The 15,964-nt window shown below is 72.2% G+C and carries 15 protein-coding genes and 2 tRNA genes; 4 read left to right on the top strand and 13 right to left on the bottom strand.

Annotated elements, in window-relative coordinates:
* Positions 1-6 precede the first annotated feature (6 nt).
* Positions 7-963, bottom strand: a complete 957-nt coding sequence (deoC, locus tag ACFQSB_RS05595) for a deoxyribose-phosphate aldolase (RefSeq protein WP_380825051.1) — start codon at positions 961-963, stop codon at positions 7-9.
* 250 nt (positions 964-1,213) lie between these two features.
* Here deoC and ACFQSB_RS05590 point away from each other — a divergent pair, with 250 nt between their 5' ends.
* The 3 genes from ACFQSB_RS05590 to ACFQSB_RS05580 all read left to right on the top strand — a co-directional run bounded on the left by ACFQSB_RS05590 (position 1,214) and on the right by ACFQSB_RS05580 (position 5,346).
* On the top strand, positions 1,214-1,381 hold the full coding sequence (locus tag ACFQSB_RS05590; protein ID WP_354838177.1) for a hypothetical protein: 168 nt from the start codon (positions 1,214-1,216) through the stop codon (positions 1,379-1,381).
* A 241-nt stretch (positions 1,382-1,622) separates the two neighbouring features.
* Complete coding sequence (locus ACFQSB_RS05585; protein ID WP_380824672.1) at positions 1,623-4,514, top strand: ATP-binding protein; 2,892 nt, start codon at positions 1,623-1,625, stop codon at positions 4,512-4,514.
* A 262-nt stretch (positions 4,515-4,776) separates the two neighbouring features.
* Positions 4,777-5,346: a TMEM165/GDT1 family protein gene (locus tag ACFQSB_RS05580; protein WP_380824670.1), complete on the top strand. Its 570-nt coding sequence runs from the start codon at positions 4,777-4,779 to the stop codon at positions 5,344-5,346.
* A 10-nt stretch (positions 5,347-5,356) separates the two neighbouring features.
* Here the strand turns inward: ACFQSB_RS05580 and ACFQSB_RS05575 are convergent, their stop codons facing one another.
* The 8 genes from ACFQSB_RS05575 to ACFQSB_RS05540 form a co-directional block, all read right to left on the bottom strand.
* Positions 5,357-6,484, bottom strand: coding sequence for a UDP-N-acetylmuramate dehydrogenase (locus ACFQSB_RS05575; RefSeq protein ID WP_380824669.1), 1,128 nt, complete (start codon positions 6,482-6,484; stop codon positions 5,357-5,359).
* 148 nt (positions 6,485-6,632) lie between these two features.
* The gene (locus ACFQSB_RS05570) at positions 6,633-7,793 is read right to left on the bottom strand and encodes a glycosyltransferase family A protein (RefSeq protein ID WP_380824667.1); all 1,161 of its coding nucleotides are present in this window, start codon (positions 7,791-7,793) and stop codon (positions 6,633-6,635) included.
* A gap of 131 nt (positions 7,794-7,924) precedes the next feature.
* A complete protein-coding gene (locus ACFQSB_RS05565) occupies positions 7,925-8,353 on the bottom strand; it encodes a MaoC family dehydratase (RefSeq protein ID WP_354838167.1) in 429 nt (142 codons plus the stop codon).
* A 3-nt stretch (positions 8,354-8,356) separates the two neighbouring features.
* On the bottom strand, positions 8,357-8,806 hold the full coding sequence (locus tag ACFQSB_RS05560) for a MaoC family dehydratase N-terminal domain-containing protein (protein ID WP_354838165.1): 450 nt from the start codon (positions 8,804-8,806) through the stop codon (positions 8,357-8,359).
* A 337-nt stretch (positions 8,807-9,143) separates the two neighbouring features.
* The gene (rpmG, locus tag ACFQSB_RS05555) at positions 9,144-9,308 is read right to left on the bottom strand and encodes a 50S ribosomal protein L33 (RefSeq protein WP_089324515.1); all 165 of its coding nucleotides are present in this window, start codon (positions 9,306-9,308) and stop codon (positions 9,144-9,146) included.
* Between the two features lie 78 nt (positions 9,309-9,386).
* Positions 9,387-9,460 (bottom strand) — tRNA-Met (locus tag ACFQSB_RS05550).
* A 209-nt stretch (positions 9,461-9,669) separates the two neighbouring features.
* Positions 9,670-9,745 (bottom strand) — tRNA-Thr (locus tag ACFQSB_RS05545).
* A gap of 122 nt (positions 9,746-9,867) precedes the next feature.
* Positions 9,868-10,086 (bottom strand): transposase, encoded by a 219-nt coding sequence (locus tag ACFQSB_RS05540; protein ID WP_380824665.1) that lies wholly within the window; start codon positions 10,084-10,086, stop codon positions 9,868-9,870.
* 230 nt (positions 10,087-10,316) lie between these two features.
* Here ACFQSB_RS05540 and ACFQSB_RS05535 point away from each other — a divergent pair, with 230 nt between their 5' ends.
* Positions 10,317-11,285: an SPFH domain-containing protein gene (locus ACFQSB_RS05535; RefSeq protein WP_354838161.1), complete on the top strand. Its 969-nt coding sequence runs from the start codon at positions 10,317-10,319 to the stop codon at positions 11,283-11,285.
* 39 nt (positions 11,286-11,324) lie between these two features.
* On the opposite strand, the gene ACFQSB_RS05530 is transcribed toward ACFQSB_RS05535, so the two are convergent.
* The 4 genes from ACFQSB_RS05530 to ACFQSB_RS05515 are packed head-to-tail and all read right to left on the bottom strand — an operon-like array spanning position 11,325 to position 15,841.
* Positions 11,325-11,810, bottom strand: coding sequence for a MarR family winged helix-turn-helix transcriptional regulator (locus ACFQSB_RS05530; RefSeq protein ID WP_354916963.1), 486 nt, complete (start codon positions 11,808-11,810; stop codon positions 11,325-11,327).
* Positions 11,811-11,826: 16 nt separating this feature from the next.
* Positions 11,827-12,741: a YceI family protein gene (locus tag ACFQSB_RS05525; protein WP_380824663.1), complete on the bottom strand. Its 915-nt coding sequence runs from the start codon at positions 12,739-12,741 to the stop codon at positions 11,827-11,829.
* Complete coding sequence (locus tag ACFQSB_RS05520) at positions 12,738-15,317, bottom strand: MFS transporter (protein ID WP_380824661.1); 2,580 nt, start codon at positions 15,315-15,317, stop codon at positions 12,738-12,740. The genes ACFQSB_RS05525 and ACFQSB_RS05520 overlap by 4 nt, the downstream gene beginning before the upstream one ends.
* Positions 15,314-15,841, bottom strand: a complete 528-nt coding sequence (locus tag ACFQSB_RS05515; RefSeq protein WP_380824659.1) for a MarR family winged helix-turn-helix transcriptional regulator — start codon at positions 15,839-15,841, stop codon at positions 15,314-15,316. The genes ACFQSB_RS05520 and ACFQSB_RS05515 overlap by 4 nt, the downstream gene beginning before the upstream one ends.
* Between the last annotated feature and the right edge of the window lie 123 nt (positions 15,842-15,964).

Below are 15,964 nucleotides of genomic sequence, written 5' to 3'. Positions count from 1 at the left end.
GCCGCCTCAGTCGAGGGTGAAGTAGTCGGGGCCGGCGTAGCGGCCGGTGGCCATCTTCTGGCGCTGCATCAGCAGGTCGTTGAGCAGGCTGGAGGCGCCCAGCCTGAACAGGGCCGGGTCGAGCCAGTCGGCGCCGGCGGTCTCGTTGACCAGCACCAAATACTTGATCGCGTCCTTGGTGGTGCGGATGCCGCCGGCCGGCTTGACGCCCACGACGCGGCCCGCCTGCTCGCGGAAGTCGCGCACGGCCTCCAGCATCACCATCGTGACGGGGAGCGTCGCGGCCGGGGACACCTTGCCGGTCGAGGTCTTGATGAAGTCGGCGCCGGCCAGCATGGCGAGCCAGGACGCCCGCCGCACGTTGTCGTAGGTGGCGAGCTCCCCGGTCTCCAGGATGACCTTCAGGTGGGCGTCCTCCCCACCGGCGTCGCGGGCGCAGGCGGCCTTGATCGCGACGATCTCGTCGTACACCTTGCGGTAGTCGCCGGACAGGAACGCGCCGCGGTCGATCACCATGTCGATCTCGTCGGCGCCGTCCTGGACGGCCTGCCTGGTCTCCTCCACCTTGACGCCGAGGGACGATCTGCCGCTGGGGAAGGCGGTGGCCACGCTCGCCACCTTCACGCCGGACCGGCCGAGCGCGTCCACGGCCTGCGGGACCAGGTCGGGGTAGACGCAGACGGCGGCGACCTTGGGGACGGAGGGGTCTGCGGGGTCGGGCCGAACGGCCTTGGCGCACATCGCGCGCACCTTGCCGGGGGTGTCGGCTCCTTCCAGGGTGGTCAGGTCGACCATGGAGATGGCCAGGTCGATGGCTCGGGCCTTGGCCGTCGTCTTGATGGAACGGGTGCCCAGCATCGCGGCGCGCTGATCGGCACCCACACGATCGACACCGGGCAGGCCGTGCAGGAATGCCCTCAGGGACGCGTTCGACGACGCGATCTCCGTGGGCGAGGTCGTCAGTGTTGACACCTCACCAGCATCGCCGACCGGCCTGATTGTTCCAAACCGGGCCGCCCGCCCGGCGGGGCCTGCGGCATTTCATCACCTGTCGCCTACGGCTCTATTAAGGGGCCTAAGGCGGCTCAGAGCGCCTTAGACGGTCCTAGGCCGTAGGACGCCCGGGAGATAAGGCATCCGCCCGATGTGGGAGGGGGCGCCTTAGCCCGAGTCTAGAGATGTCAGAGAAGACGACATCGAAGGAGAAGCCGAAATGGCTCCCGAGCTCCACTACCAGCTCATCATCAGCCGCGTGGCCGAGCTGCACGCCGAGGCCGGCGAGCACCGCCGCGCCCGTGAGGCCGCCTCCGGCCGCAAGGCCCGGTCCGAGGGCTCGCAGCACCGCCTGCGCGCCGCCTTCGGCAAGCTGCGCACCTCGTGACCGCCCTCGGTCACAACCTCCCCGGCGTGCCGCGGGCCCGGTCGCGGGCCGACGGCGAGCCGGAGGGGCGAACCCCGCAAGCTCATCCGCGGCGATCGCGGCTGAGACCCTCGCGCACGATGCCCGGCCGGGACCTCCCTCCCGGCCGGGCGTCACAGCCGCCGTAATGAACCCGGAGGGGCGCTCCCCATCCTGTTCACCCTGACCGAAAAGCAGTACGAAAGACGCTATTGGGCATGACATGCTGGCAGACATGGTGGGCCGGATGGTGAGTCCTGTCTTCGTGGGCCGACAAGCAGAGTTGCGCACTCTCTCGGACGCCTTCGAGCAGGCGCGCAAGCAGGCGGCCTCCGCCGTTCTCCTCGGGGGCGAGGCCGGCGGGGGGAAGACGCGCCTGGTGTTGCGCTTCACCGACGAGGCCGCCGACACCGGCGCGCACATCCTGGCCGGAGGCTGCGTCGAGCTGTCCACCGAGGGCCTCGCCTACGCGCCGTTCACCGCCGCCCTGCGCCAGCTCGTCAGGGAGATGGGCGCCGCCGAGGTGGCCGCCCTGCTCCCGGAGGGCGCCGCCCGCGACCTGGCCCGCCTGCTGCCCGAGTTCGGCGAGCCCAGCGGCGAGCGGGAGACCGAGACCGGCCGCGCCAGGCTGTTCGAGCAGATCCTCACCCTTCTCGAACGGCTGGCGGAGCGCCGGCCGGTCATCCTGGTCATCGAGGACATCCACTGGGCCGACCGGTCCAGTCGCGACCTGATCGCCTTCCTCAGTCGCAACCTCAGGACCGCCCCGATCTTGATGATCATGACGTTCCGCTCGGACGAGCTGCACCGCCAGCACCCGCTGCGCCCGGTGCTGGCCGAGCTCATGCGCGTCGAAGGGGTGGCGCGCATCGACCTGCCCCGCCTGAGCGAGAGCGAGGTCGCGGCGCAGATCGCCGGCATCCGGGGCGACGCGCCCGAGGCGGCGGTCGTCCGCAAGGTCTACCAGCGCAGCGAGGGCATCCCGCTGTTCGTCGAGGCGCTGATGGAACGCGGCGACGACTGCTCCAGCGTCCCCGACTCCCTCCAGGACCTGATCATCGGCTCGGTGGAACGGCTGCCGGAGGACAGCCAGCGCGTGCTGCGCGTCGCCTCGGCCGGCGGCAACCGCGTCGGCCACGAACTGCTGGCCGCGGTCACCGGCCTGTCCGACATCGACCTGGAGAACGCCCTGCGCCCCGCGATCGCCGGCAACGTCATGCTGGTGGACGGGCGGGCGTACGTCTTCCGGCACGCCCTGATCCGCGAGGCCGTGCACGAGGAGATGCTCCCGGGCGAGCACAACCGCATCCACGCGCGCTTCGCCGAGGAGATCGACCGCGACCGCAAGCTCGTCCCTCCCGGCCGCGCCGCCATCGAGATCGCTCACCACTGGTACTCCGCGCGCGACCACCTGTGGGCGCTGACCTCCGCCTGGGAGGCCGCGGGCAAGGCCGCCGACGCCTTCGCCTACACCGAGCAGATGCAGCTGCTGGAGCGTGTGCTGTCGCTGTGGGACCGCGTGCCGGACGCCGCCGAGCGCATCGGCGCCGACCACGTCGGCATCCTGGAGCGGGCCTCGGAGGCCGCCGCCATCAGCGGCGAGGTCGAGCGGGGCCTGAAGTTCGTCAAGGGCGCCCTGGCCGAGCTGGACGAGGCCGCCGAGCCCGAACGGGTCGCCTACCTTCTCGTGCGCCGGGCGCAGCTCACCATCGACCGGGGCCGGCGGGGCGCGCTGCCCGACCTGCGCTACGCCGAACGGCTCGTGCCCGCGCCGAGCGCCGCCCGCGCCCAGGTCCTGTCCCGGCTCGGCTCGTTCCTGATGTTCAGCAACGAGACCGACGAGGGCACCGTGCTCACCGAGGAGGCCCTCCAGATCGCCCGCGACCTCGGCGACGTGTGCATGGAGGCCGACCTGCTCTGCACCCTCGCCCTCGGCCACTCGCTGGCCGGCGACCTCGAGGGCGCGCTGCGCACCAACGAGCGGGCCATGGAGGCCGCCACCGAGCTCGGCAACCAGCGCATCGTCCTGCGCACCATCGGCAACAAGGTGGACGCCCTGAACAACCTCGGCCGCTCCGAGGAGGCCGTGGCCCTGGCGCTGGAGGGCGACGCGCTGGCCCGTGAGTACGGCCGCTATCGGGTGAGCGGAGCCTTCATCGCCAACAACCGGGCCGAGGCCCTGGAGGCGCTCGGCCGCTGGGACGAGGCGATGGAGGTCATCGAACAGGCCCTGGCGCTGGACCCCATCCCGAAGATCCGCGGTCACCTGCGGCGCCTGCGCGGCCAGCTCGCCGCCGGACGAGGCGAGGTCGAACTGATGGAGCAGGTCCTCGCCGAGGTCGGCGCCCTGCAGAACGAACGCGACGAGTACGCCCAGGAGTGGCTGACCAACCTGCGCCTGCGCGTCGAGCTCCACCTGCTGCGCGGCCGGCCGGGCCCGGCGCTCGACGACGTCGAGGAGATGCTGCGGGTCGGCGACATGCCGCACTCCAACAAGGCGATGCTCGGCTGGCAGTTCATGGCGCAGGCCCGGCTGACCTGCGAGGTGGCCGCCGCGGCGCACCCCGAGCGGGCGCGGGAGGTGTGGCACCGGGCCCAGGGGCTCTTCGCGACCATGAAGTCCGACGGCCCGGTCGCCGACGCCTTCGGGCTGATGTTCACCGGCGAGCACGACGCGGCCGCCGAAGCCTGGCAGCGGCTGGGCCGCCCGTACCCGCGTGCCCGGTCGCTCACCCATGCCGCCGCGGCCCGCGCCAAGGCCGGCGACCGCGACGGGGCGGCGGCGCGGCTGACCGAGGCCCGCGCCATCGCCGCCGGCCTGCGCGCCCGGCCGCTCATGGGGGAGATCGAGGCGCTCGCCCGCCGCGTCGGGGTGACGGTCACCGCGGGCCCCGCGGCCCCGGTGGACGCCTCGGCGGCCCCTGATCTCACGCCGCGCGAGCTGGAGGTGCTGCGGCTGGTCGCGCTCGGCCGCTCCAACCGCGACATCGCGGGCGAGCTGTTCATCTCGGCGAAGACGGTCAGCGTGCACGTGTCCAACATCCTGGGCAAGCTGGCGGTCTCCACCCGCGGCGAGGCGGCCGCCGCCGCCCACCGCCTCTCCCTGTTCACCTGACCTGCGCCGGAGCCGGTGGCCCGACGTGCCGGTCCACCCCCTGAGCGCCGTCGGGTAGGGTGGGGCGAACACCGAAGGGGAGTAGTCCCGAACCGCGTGGTCGACATGCTGGCGTGAGCCCGGTCGCGTGGGCCTCGATGAGGCGGACGAGACCTTCGGCCCGTTGTCGTGCACATGCGCGGCGGGCCGAAGCCGACTCCCCCGAGCTCTCTGGTGATGCCGCTTCCGGCCCGGTCGCAGGAACAAGAAGGGCGACCCCCCTGTGGAAGCGTTCTGGATAAGCCTCGGCGTCATCTTCGTGGCCGAGCTGGGCGACAAGAGCCAGCTCATGGCCATGACCTTCGCCACCCGCTTCAAGCCGTTGCCGGTGCTCGCCGGCATCACCCTGGCCACCGCGGTGGTCCACCTGCTCAGCGTCGGCCTCGGCGGCCTCATCGGCGACGCCCTGCCGACCACGGCCATCTCGATCGTCGCGGGCGTGGCCTTCCTCGGCTTCGCGTTGTGGACGCTGCGCGGCGACGAGCTGAGCGACGAGGAGTCGCGCAAGGCCGAGCGCACGACCCGCAACGCGCTGGTCGCCGTCACCGTGGCGTTCTTCCTCAGCGAGCTGGGCGACAAGACCATGCTCGCCACCATCACCCTGGCGACCCAGCACGGCTGGTTCGGCACCTGGGTCGGCTCCACGATCGGCATGGTCGCCGCCGACGCGCTGGCCATCCTCGTCGGGCGCATGCTGGGCAGGCACCTGCCCGAGAAGGTCATCCGCTACGGCGCCGCCGCCGCCTTCGCCGTCTTCGGCATCCTCCTCATCGGCGAGGCCCTCATCGGCTGACCGGCGGCGATCAGAGCGTCAGGCGGACCAGGACCGGTTCGGGGACGAGGGTCACGCCGAAGGCGGCATGGACGCCGTCGCGGACCTCGCGGGCCAGGGCCAGCAGGTCGGCCGCCGTCGCCGGGGCCGGCGACGGAGACGGGCGGGACGGGACTCCGAGGGCGACCACCTCGGGGTCGCTCGGGAAGCCGGTCACCGCGTGCCCGCCGGGGTTGGTGAGGGCGAGGGTGTGCTTGGTGGAGATGCGCGCCGGGCCCCGCCGGTGGCCCTTGGCGAAGCCCGCGTGCTCGATGAGCCAGGCGGCCGGCACCTTGACCGCGCCGCCGGGCATGTCCCAACGGGGGTACCCGGGAGCCCGGGCCTCCAGCTCGGCGGCCCGCTCCGCGGAAAGCACGGGGTTGGTGAAGAACGACCCGGCGCTGCAGGTGTCGGGATCGGCGGCGTCCAGCACCATGCCCTTGCCCCGGCGCAGCTCCAGCACGGCGTGGCGGGCCTCGTGCAGGGTGACCCGGTCGCCGAGGGCGACGCCGAGCTTCGCGGCGAGCTCCTTGTACGCGATCAGTCCGGACTTGTCCGACCTTTCCAGCACGTACGTCACGGACAGCACGACATAACGGGCCAGGTCCGCCTTGAACGCGCTGTGCCGGTAGGAGAACCCGCACTGGGCGGCGTCCAGGTCGAGCACCTCGCCCGAGCGCCGGTCGTAGACGCGCACGCCGGTGACCGTCTGCGAGACGTCCTGCCCGTACGCGCCGACGTTCTGGATCGGGGTCGAGCCGACCAGCCCCGGCACGCCGGACAGGCACTCGACGCCGGACCAGCCCTCGGCGACCGCCCGGGTGACCAGCGCGTCCCAGTCTTCCCCGGCCCGCGCGGTCACCACGACGCGATCGGCCTCGTCGCGCACCTCGACCCCGCGGGTGCACACGCGCACGACCAGGCCGTCGAAGCCCTCGTCGGAGATGACCAGGTTGCTGCCGCCGCCGAGGACCAGCACGGGCTCACCGGCGCGGTCGGCGACCGACACCAGCTCGACGAGCTCCTCGTCGGTGGACGCCTCCGCGAAGGCGCGGGCGGCGCCGCCCACTCTCAACGTGGTGAACGGCGCGAGCCGCACCCCGGCCACTCGGTCAGCCATGCGTCTTCCCCAAGGACATGCGGAACGGCACGCGAAGGCCGCGTGCCGGCCATCAGCCTAGTGCCGCCCCGGCGCCCGCCGGCGTCACCGGGCCCCGGCTCCGGCGTCCGTCGGTGTCACCGGGCCCCGGCTCCGGAGCCCCGCCTGGTCAGTAACGGCGTGGCGCGTCCGCGTTGCGCGCGTCCTCGGCCCTGTCCTCGTCGTCCGGCCTGTCCCCGCCGGAGCGGAGCTTGGCCAGCACCCGGTCGTAGGTGCGGCGGGACTCCCGCTCGCGGTAGTCGGGGTCGACGTCGTGGTAGCCGCGGTGGCGCTCCTGGTGGACCGGGAGGGGCTCGTGCGGGACGACCAGCGTGCCCGGCAGCGACAGCGAGAACTCCAGGTCGGCGTTGCGGTAGTACCGCGCCTTCTCCGGGAAGCCGCCCGCCGCCAGGGCCTGGTCACGCCGGACGGCGAACAGGTAGCCCAGCAGCCCGCGCACCCGGCCCGGCCCGGCGTCGTGCCAGTCGAGGCCGCCCTCGTCGGGGTCGACGCCCTTCCACCCGGCGGCGACGACGTCGCCTCCGAGCGCGGCGACCAGCGGGGTGATCGCGTCGCCGTCGAGGATCGTGGAGGTCTCCATGACGACGTGCACGTCCCCGGAGTCCAGCGCCAGGAGCTTGTTGCGGACCGCGCCCCACCCGGCCGGACCGCCGCGCCAGTGCGGGGCCTCGGCGACGTGCCAGGCCTCGATGCGGCCGGGATGACGCTCGGCCAGCTCGTGCAGGACGACCCCGGCCTCCTCGACGTTCCCGAGGTCCACGGCGAGGATCTTGGCCTCGGTGTGGCCCACCAGCGCGTCGACGCACGTGCGCAGCTCGGCCGGGCCGCCGTCGACCAGGAGGGCCACGGTCACCGCTCCGGGGGCGCCCTCGGCGTGGTCGCGCGCCGGCGTCGCGGCACCGGCCGCCTGGTCGAGCCGCGAGGCCGCCAGCGTGGAGTCCCACAGCATCTGCGAGGCGACCATGTTTTCAGCGTGCCGGGTGCCGGTCTCGGCCTCGGTGCTCTCGGCCACGTCGGCGGTCCCGTCGGCGGCTCTGTCGGCGCCACCGCCCGGCCAGTCGGGCGTCAACGGGACGGGAATCGACGCGACCGTGGGCCAGACCTTGAACGGCTTGGGCGTCAGCTCGAATCCGCCGGCCTCGTCACGGACCAGCCAGCCCGCGTCCTCGATCTCCTGGCGCAGTGCGTCGGCAGCGGCGAAGTCACGCTCCGCACGGGCCTTCGCCCGTTGCTCGGCGAGTCCATATACGTGGTTCGGTGGCTCTGTCACGCTCGCCCCAGTACCCACCTGGCACCGAAGCATTCAGGCCCGCCCCAGCTCGCCCCCCGGTTCGGCGGCGAGCCGGTGCTCCCAGGCGGGCCGGTGCCCCTGGTGAGCCGGACCGTCAAGCGAGCGGACGGTCAGGCGAGCTGGACGGTGGCGCGGGCCCGGGACAGGACGCGCGAGTCGCCGGACCTGGCGGTGAGCGCGATGACCACGCGGTCGCCGTCCAGCTTCTCCTCCACGAGGCCGCTCACCGTGATCACGGCGCCCTCGTCGTTGTCCGGGACGACCACCATGGACGAGAAGCGGACGCCGTAGTCGACGACCGCCCCGGGGTCGCCGGCCCAGTCGGTGACGAAGCGGCCGGCCTGGGCCATCGTGAACATGCCGTGCGCGATCACGTCGGGCAGGCCCACGGCCTTGGCGTGCCGCTCGTTCCAGTGGATGGGGTTGAAGTCGCCGGAGGCCCCGGCGTACATCACCAGGTTGACGCGGTGGACGGGGTACTCGACGGCCGGGATCTCCTGGCCGACCTCGACCTCGTCGTACTTCACGGTCGCCGTCATCGGTTACGCCGCCCCTCCGCGCTCGATCAGGGTGTTGTAGGTCCTGCACACCGGCTCGCCCTGGACGGTCGTCACCTCGCTGGTCACCGTGAGCAGCTCGTTGCGGCCGACGCTGCGGATCTCGGAGATGGTCGAGGTGCACAGCAGCTCGTCGCCCGCGTAGATCGGCCGGGTGTACTCGAAGCGCTGCTCGCCGTGGACCACCATGGCGAAGTTGAGTCCGAGCTCGGGATCGGCGAGGGCCGCGCCGACGCCCGTGACACTGAACACGATGGGGAAGGTCGGCGGGGCGACGACGTCGGGGTGGCCGGCGGCCTTCGCGGCCTCGGGGTCGCGGTAGATCGGGTTCTGGTCCCCGATGGCGGCCGCGAACTCCTTGATCTTGACTCGGCCGACCTCGTAGGAGCCGGACGCCGGATAGGTCCGTCCGACGAAATCTCGGTTCAAAGCCATCGTGCCGGTGCCTTTCGACGCGCGCGCGGAGCTGACGGAGGCGGTGCCCAGGGACGATTCGCCGGTCCGCCCGCCGAAGGCCAATGGACATCGCGCCAGCCCGACCGTAACAGAACAACCTTCGGCCGTCGCGAACCACCGGCGTGGCCGGGCGTGCGGGCGCGGGCCGTTTCCGGACGCGACAAACCGGCGCCCTCAGGGAGAACGCCGGTCGTGCGTGATGGTGCCCAGGGGTGGCCGAAGGCGCCGGGCCTTCGTGCGCACCATGCCCTGTCGCCGCCCGTCCAGTGGACGGCGGCGTCCGTCGCGGCCCTGCGGCGCGGCGGGCGGTGGGACCCTAGCGGGTCTCGCGGTGCGGGCGGTGGCACCTGCAGTTGGGGCAGTACTTCTTCAGCTCAAGCCGGTCCGGGTCGTTGCGCCGGTTCTTCCGCGTGATGTAGTTGCGGTGCTTGCACTCCTGGCAGGCCAGCGTGATCTTCGGCCTAACGTCGGTGGCAGCCACGTGGGAGTGCCTTTCTACGTTTGGGACACATGGACAACCCGAACCCGGTCACCCTTCACAGGGAACCCGGCAGGGTAGTAGCGGAGGCCGGACTTGAACCGGCGACACAGCGATTATGAGCCGCTTGCTCTGCCTGACTGAGCTACTCCGCCTCAGGCCGGCGAACTGGACCGGCCACGAAAGGATACCCGACCCGTCTGACGACCGCGCACGCCCATCGCGCGCCCGATCGGGACCAGGCGCTCCCAGTATGCCTGATCACGGGACCCCCATACTTCCCCTATTTCAGGCGACCGGCGAGCACTGGTATCCCACAAGCGAAAAGCCCCACCCGGAATTCCGGGAGAGGGCGATTACGCTGTGGAGCCCCTTTACGGAATCGAACCGTAGACCTTCTCCTTACCATGGAGACGCTCTGCCGACTGAGCTAAAGGGGCCGACCTCGCCGCGTTTCGCGTTACCGCTCCGCGCTTCGGACAGGTGTAACCATACACTCCCCCAGCGGTCGACGCGAATCAGAACGTCCACCGCAGCCGCCTCCGCGACGGCCCGGCGGGGGCTAGCGCAGGGCCTCGGTGCGGGCGCGCGGGGAGCGGACGCCGAACGGCACGGTGATCACTTCGCACAGGTCGGCGAGGTCCAGATATAGGCGCAGCTCGTCGACGGCGGAGCAGTCGGTGACGAACTCGCCGTACCGCCACAGGCGGAGCACCTGGCACCCGCCGCGCGTCGCGGCGGTGATCTCGTACCCGTCCGGTCCGACCCAGCGCGTCTCCATAGCCGCACAGAGTATGCCTGATGCCCGACAGTTGCCCGAATTATCGGCATTCGCTCTATCACCATCGTCACCGCCGGACACGGTGGTAGTGGCACCGGTCCACGCCGGCATACGGCCGCGAAGACGGGCCCCGCAGGAGACTTGTGGAGTTGTTCAACAATACTTACATTTGAGGGTACTCCGTACGAGCGCCACCCCCATCTCACAGCGGCTCTACCTTGGAGGCCCTCATGTCCGTGCGCGCCGTATCGGCTTCCGTGGCGGCGGTCGTGGCCGTCATCGTCGCCATCGTCAGCGTCATCGGCCTGCTCAGCGGCTACGAGAGCACCGACGGCGGCGAGGTGGCGGTGGTCCGCGACGGCGGGCCCCTCGACGACAACCGGGTGCGCGGCGTGATCGACCCCGCCTCGAGCCTCACCTGGACCGGCTGGTGGTCCGAAGTGCACCGATATCCGGCGCAGCAGCGCTTCTACACCATCACCGCGGACCCCAAGCGCAGCACCCTGCTCGGCGTCGACGTCGTGACCGTCCCGAGCAGCGACGGCGTCAACATGGGCATCGAGGGCACGCTGTACTTCACCCTCAACCTCGACCACCAGACCCTGCGGCTGTTCGACGACAAGTTCGGCACCCGCAGGTTCCGCGGCCAGGACAACGAGATGCGCTACGCCTACGAGGGCGAGGAGGGCTGGTCCGGCTTCTTCGGCCAGGCCATCAGGCCCGTCGTGGACAACGCCCTGCGCAGCCAGATCGGCGTGTTCCGCTGCGCCGAGCTCGTCTCCTCCTGCGCCTTCGTGGAGAGCGGCGCGGCCCAGAAGGCCGTCCGGCTCACCCCCCGGGACAACAACGCCGCCCTGGTCAAGGTGCAGAACGCCGTGAACAGCACCCTCGCCGGCGACCTACGCCAGATGCTCGGCGCGGACTTCCTGGTCGACCTGCGGTTCAACCTGGTCAGGATCACCCTGCCCACGCAGGTGCAGTCGGCGGTGGACCGCGCCCAGGCGGCCTTCGCCGGAGTGGCCGAGGCCCAGGCCGCCGTCGCCCAGGCGCGCGCCCAGGCCGACGCCAACAAGGCACGCCAGGACGGCTACGACCGGTGCCGCACCTGCGCCGAGATCGAGAAGCTCAAGGCCCTCCCCCAGGGCATCACCGTCTACGCCCCCGGCAACGGCGCCGCGCTGTCGCTGCCCACCAAGTGACGGCGCCTGTCGCCGCCCACCAGGTGACGGCGCACGGCGTCAGTCCTGGCCGAGGTCGCTCGCGGCCAGCTCGTTGAAGCGGGCGAGCATGCCGGCCAGCAGCTCGACGTCCTCCTGCGGCCAGGCGCCGAGCATGGCGTAGAAGCGCCGCTGGCGGGCCGCCCGGGCCCGGTGGAGCCTGGCCTGGCCCTCGCCGGTGAGGGCCAGGAGCTGGGCGCGGCCGTCCAGCGGGTCAGGTTGCCGCCCGACCAGGCCGAGCTCCTCCAGCACCTTGATCTGGCGGCTGATCGTCGCCTTGCCGACGCCGAAGTAGGCGGCCAGGTCGCTCGGGCGGGCCGGCGCGGCCTCGTCGATGCGGACGAGCAGGCTGTAGGCGCCCGGTTCGAGCTCGGGGTGCACCTCGCGGGCCACCTCGGCCGACAGCGCCCGGGAGCGCCGGAACAGCAGGCCGAGCTGGCGCTCCAGCGCGCAGTACGCCTCGTACTGCTCGACGGGCACCGCCGTCTGCGTCTCCATCGTGGTCATCTCGGCCTGCCTCCCCTCACGCGCCGCGCACCGCGTCCGCGCCGGAGGTCCGGGCGCCCGCGCCGTTCGGAGACTCATTGTCGCGTACCGCCTGGACGTCGAGCTCCACTTTCAGTGTCGCTCCTATGAGCGCGATGCCGGCCTGCACCACCTGGTTGTAGTTCATCGCGAAGTCCTCCCGGCGCAGCTCGGTGACCGCGCGGAAGGCGGCGCGCAGCCCGCCCCACAGGTCCGGCCCGGCGCCGAGGTAGGAGAGCGCGAGGTCCACCGGACGGGTGACGCCCGCGAGGGTGAGCTCGCCGCGCATGGTCCAGCGGTCCGGGCCGGCCGGGGACAGCCCGGTGCTGCGGAAGGAGATCCGCGGGTGCGCGGCCACGTGCAGGAAGTCGGCCGAGCGCAGGTGCTCGTCGCGCGTCCGGTTGCCGGTGTCGATGGAAGCGGCGTCGATCTCCGCGACGACCGAGGAGCTCTCGGCCGTCGCGCCGATCTGGATGCGTCCCGCGAACTCGGCGAACCTACCCTGCACGCTGGACAGCCCGAGGTGCTGCGCGGTGGCGGCGACCTTGGAGTGGGCAGGGTCGATCGTCCACAGCCCGGGCGGCGGCAGCTCCACGCCGCCCTGGCGGGCGAGCTCGATGACCCCGAGGTCGGCCGATCCCGAGGCGGAGGCGATGGCCGTCACGGCGGCCGGCGCGTAGCCGACCGCGGTGACCACAACGGTGTGCACGCCGGAGGGCAGCGGCGCGGTCGCGACCGCGCCGTCCGCGCCCACCTCGGCCCGGACCACCTGGCGACCGGACATGTCGGTCACGGTGAGCACCGCGTGCCCTACCGCCCACCCGTCCTTGCCGCGCACCACGGCACGCAACCCGTGCGATCCGGTGGCGCCGGCGACGACGCCGGGCCCGGTGGTGTTCCACTCGCCGCTCATTCGGGGTGACCGAGCCAGACGTCGTGGGCGTCCTCGCCCTGCCCGTTGAGGGTGACCGTGCTCGCCACCGGGGGGTACCCGGTGGCGATGACCGTGTACTGGCCGCCGGTGAGGTCGGCGAAGGCGTATTCGCCGTCCTCTCCTGTGGTGGCGGAGCCGACCACGTTCCCCGCCGCGTCGAGCAAGGTCACGCGGGCGTCGGCGAGCGGCCGTCCGTCCTGCTGAACCCGGACGGTGCCCCTGACCCGGGCGCCGTGCAGCAGGACGACGTCCTGCCTGGTCTGGCCGGTGCCGACCGCGACCGGCACCGCCGCCGGGCGGTAGCCTTCGGCGCTGACCGCGAGGGTGTAGTCGCCCGCGACGATCCCGGCGAAGCCGAAGTCGCCGCCCTGACCGGTCAGGCCGGTGGTGACGACCTCGCCGCGCACGTCGGCCACGACGACCATGGCCGCGGGGACCGGGGCGCCGTCCAGGTCGCGGACCGTGCCCGCGAGCCGTCCGGACCCGACGAGCGTCAGGTCGAAGTCCAGCGGCCGTTCCCCGACGGCGAGCGTGGCCACCTGCGGGTCGTGCTCGCCCGCGGAGGCGATGAGGACGTAGCTGCCGGGGCCGGGGGTCCACATGCCGTACCCGCCGTCGGCCTGCGTGACGGCCCGGCCGAGCTGGTGGCCGCGCAGGTCGATCAGGGTGAGCGTCGCCTGGGCCACCGGGGTGCCGTCGCCGCCGCGGATCACGCCGCGGATGCCGCTGCCCTCCTGCGGCTCGGCGCCGATCTCCTCACCGGGGAAGGCCGCGGTGGCCTGCGCCGTCCGGGTGGCCGACAGCGCCGCGCCGGCCTGCGCCATCCCATTGGCGGGCAACGCCGCGGTGACCGGCGTCATGGTGTTGGCCGACAGGGCCGCGGTGGGCTGCGTCGTGCCGTTGGCCGACAGGGCCGCGGTGACCGGCGTCTCGCCGTTGCGCTGGGCGTGGCGTCCGGGGCCGCCGACCGGGGCGGGCACGCCGTCGGCGGTCGCGGCCTGCAGCTCCTCGCCGCTGGCGCTGCGCAGCGGGATCTCCTTGATGAACAGGATGGCGATGAACGCCAGCAGCGCGAACGGCGCGGCGTACAGGAACAGGTCGCCGACGCCGTGCCCGTAGGCGTCCTCGACCACCGTGCGGACGGGCGCCGGCAGCTCCGACAGCCGGGGGACGGCGCCCTCGCTCAGCCCGCCGCCGCGGATGCCCAGCCTGCCCAGGCCCTCGGCCATGTAGTCGATGACGCGGTGGGCGAGCACCGCCCCGAGGGCGCCGACGCCGATCGCGCCGCCGAGCGTGCGGAAGAAGGCGACGACCGAGCTGGCCGCGCCGAGCTCCTGCGGACGGACCTGGTTCTGCACCGACAGCACGAGGTTCTGCATGGTCATGCCGAGGCCCACGCCGATGAGGAACATGTAGACGGCCAGCAGCCGGTAGTCGGTGTCGTAGCGCAGCATGCCCATCAGCGCGACGCCCGCGGTGAGGAGCAGCGAGCCGGTGACCAGGAAGATCTTCCACCGGCCGGTGCGGGTGATGACCTGTCCGACGATGGTGGAGGCCAGCGCCAGGCCGAGGATCATCGGCAGGGTCATGACGCCCGCCATCGTCGGCGTCTCGCCGCGCGCGAGCTGGAAGTACTGGCTGAGGAAGGTCGTCGCGCCGAACATGGCGACGCCGACCAGCAGGCTGGCCACCACGGCGAGGCTGATGGCGGCGTTGCGGAACAGCCGCAGCGGGACGACCGGCTCGGCGGCCCTGGACTCCACCAGCAGGAAGAGCAGGGCGAGTACCACCGCGCCGCCCACCATGGCCCCGGTCTGCCACGACAGCCAGTCGTACTTGTGGCCGGCGAAGGAGACCCACACCAGCAGCAGCGAGACGGCGGCGGTGATCAGCAGCGCGCCGAGCCAGTCCACCTTGACGGCGCGCCTGCGCACCGGGATGTGCAGGGTCTTCTGCAGGACGACCAGGGCGATGAGGGCGAAGGGCACGCCGACGTAGAAGCACCAGCGCCAGCCGAGCCAGGAGGTGTCCACGATCACGCCGCCGATGAGCGGCCCGCCGATGGTGGCCAGGGCGAACACCGCGCCGAGATAGCCGGAGTAGCGGCCGCGCTCGCGGGGCGCGATGATCGCGGCCATGATGACCTGGACCAGGGCGGTGAGGCCGCCGGCGCCGAGTCCCTGGATGACCCGGGCGCCGATCAGCATGCTCGGGTTCTGCGAGACGCCCGCGATCGCCGAGCCGATGATGTAGATCAGCAGGGCGAGCTGGACCAGCGTCTTCTTGCTCACCAGGTCGGAGAGCTTGCCCCAGATGGGGGTGGAGACCGTGGTGGCGAGCAGCGTCGCGGTGATCACCCAGGTGTAGGTGTTCTCGTCCGCGTGCAGGTCGGCGATGATCGTGGGCAACGCGTTGGACACGACCGTGGACGACAGGATCGCCACGAACAGGCCGAGCAACAGGCCCGACAGCGCTTCCAGGATCTCCCTGTGGGACATGGGTGCGGCCGGATCGGGGGCGGCCTCCCGCGTCTCCGCCGGTACTGCGGTGGTCATCGAAGTCCCTTCACTGTCTGAGCTCGGGCCGTGTCCGGCACAGGGGCCGTGTCCGGCATAGGTTGTGGGGGGCGGTCGCGATGGAGGGGCCGGTCGCGGTGGGCGTCGAAGCCGGCGCGGAAACGGCCGAGCAGTCCCGACAGCTCGGCGACGTCCTCGTCCGTCCAGCCGTCCAGGGCTCCCTCGATGGAGTGCCGCGCGTGGGCGAGCGCCTCGCGCACCACCCGCTCACCGTCCGGGGTCAGGCGGACGTACCATGAACGCCCGTCGCGGGGGTTGGGCACGCGTTCGACCCAGCCCCGCTCCTCCACGTCGGCGACGTGCCTGCTGATCACCGACTGGTCGACCTCCGAGCAGTCGGCCAGCTCGCCCAGGCGCATCGCGCCGCAGCGGTACAGCACGACCAGGAGGCTGAGGCCCGCACGGGGGCCGGGGAACGGCAGGTCGCGCTTGACCGCCTTGATCACCGGCACCAGTTCGGCCAGCCGGACGAGCAGTTCTCCGCGGTCGCCGTCGGACGCCATGACCCTTCCTCCATCTAGTTGCCTTAGGCAAATATATATTATTGCCCAAGGCAACCTTTAGGGGGGTCTGTCCTATTCCCGGCCTCCCGGCGTGCACCCGCCGGCGCGAGCGGCCCGTCCGGG

It is taken from the genome of Sphaerisporangium rhizosphaerae, from assembly GCF_042665155.1.
Lineage (GTDB): Bacteria > Actinomycetota > Actinomycetes > Streptosporangiales > Streptosporangiaceae > Sphaerisporangium > Sphaerisporangium rhizosphaerae.
The sequence above is the reverse complement of the archived record's forward strand: the minus strand, read 5'-3'. Positions and strand labels throughout refer to the sequence as shown.

Bases quoted from the DNA above. Each gene is read 5' to 3' on its own strand.
- ACFQSB_RS05585 (WP_380824672.1), top strand. From the start codon at position 1,623: ATGCTGGCAGACATGGTGGGCCGGATGGTGAGTCCTGTCTTCGTGGGC.
- ACFQSB_RS05590 (WP_354838177.1), top strand. From the start codon at position 1,214: ATGGCTCCCGAGCTCCACTACCAGCTCATCATCAGCCGCGTGGCCGAG.
- ACFQSB_RS05515 (WP_380824659.1), bottom strand. From the start codon at position 15,841: ATGGCGTCCGACGGCGACCGCGGAGAACTGCTCGTCCGGCTGGCCGAA.
- ACFQSB_RS05535 (WP_354838161.1), top strand. From the start codon at position 10,317: ATGTCCGTGCGCGCCGTATCGGCTTCCGTGGCGGCGGTCGTGGCCGTC.
- ACFQSB_RS05520 (WP_380824661.1), bottom strand. From the start codon at position 15,317: ATGACCACCGCAGTACCGGCGGAGACGCGGGAGGCCGCCCCCGATCCG.
- ACFQSB_RS05575 (WP_380824669.1), bottom strand. From the start codon at position 6,484: ATGGCTGACCGAGTGGCCGGGGTGCGGCTCGCGCCGTTCACCACGTTG.
- ACFQSB_RS05565 (WP_354838167.1), bottom strand. From the start codon at position 8,353: ATGACGGCGACCGTGAAGTACGACGAGGTCGAGGTCGGCCAGGAGATC.
- ACFQSB_RS05540 (WP_380824665.1), bottom strand. From the start codon at position 10,086: ATGGAGACGCGCTGGGTCGGACCGGACGGGTACGAGATCACCGCCGCG.
- ACFQSB_RS05560 (WP_354838165.1), bottom strand. From the start codon at position 8,806: ATGGCTTTGAACCGAGATTTCGTCGGACGGACCTATCCGGCGTCCGGC.
- ACFQSB_RS05530 (WP_354916963.1), bottom strand. From the start codon at position 11,810: ATGACCACGATGGAGACGCAGACGGCGGTGCCCGTCGAGCAGTACGAG.
- ACFQSB_RS05525 (WP_380824663.1), bottom strand. From the start codon at position 12,741: ATGAGCGGCGAGTGGAACACCACCGGGCCCGGCGTCGTCGCCGGCGCC.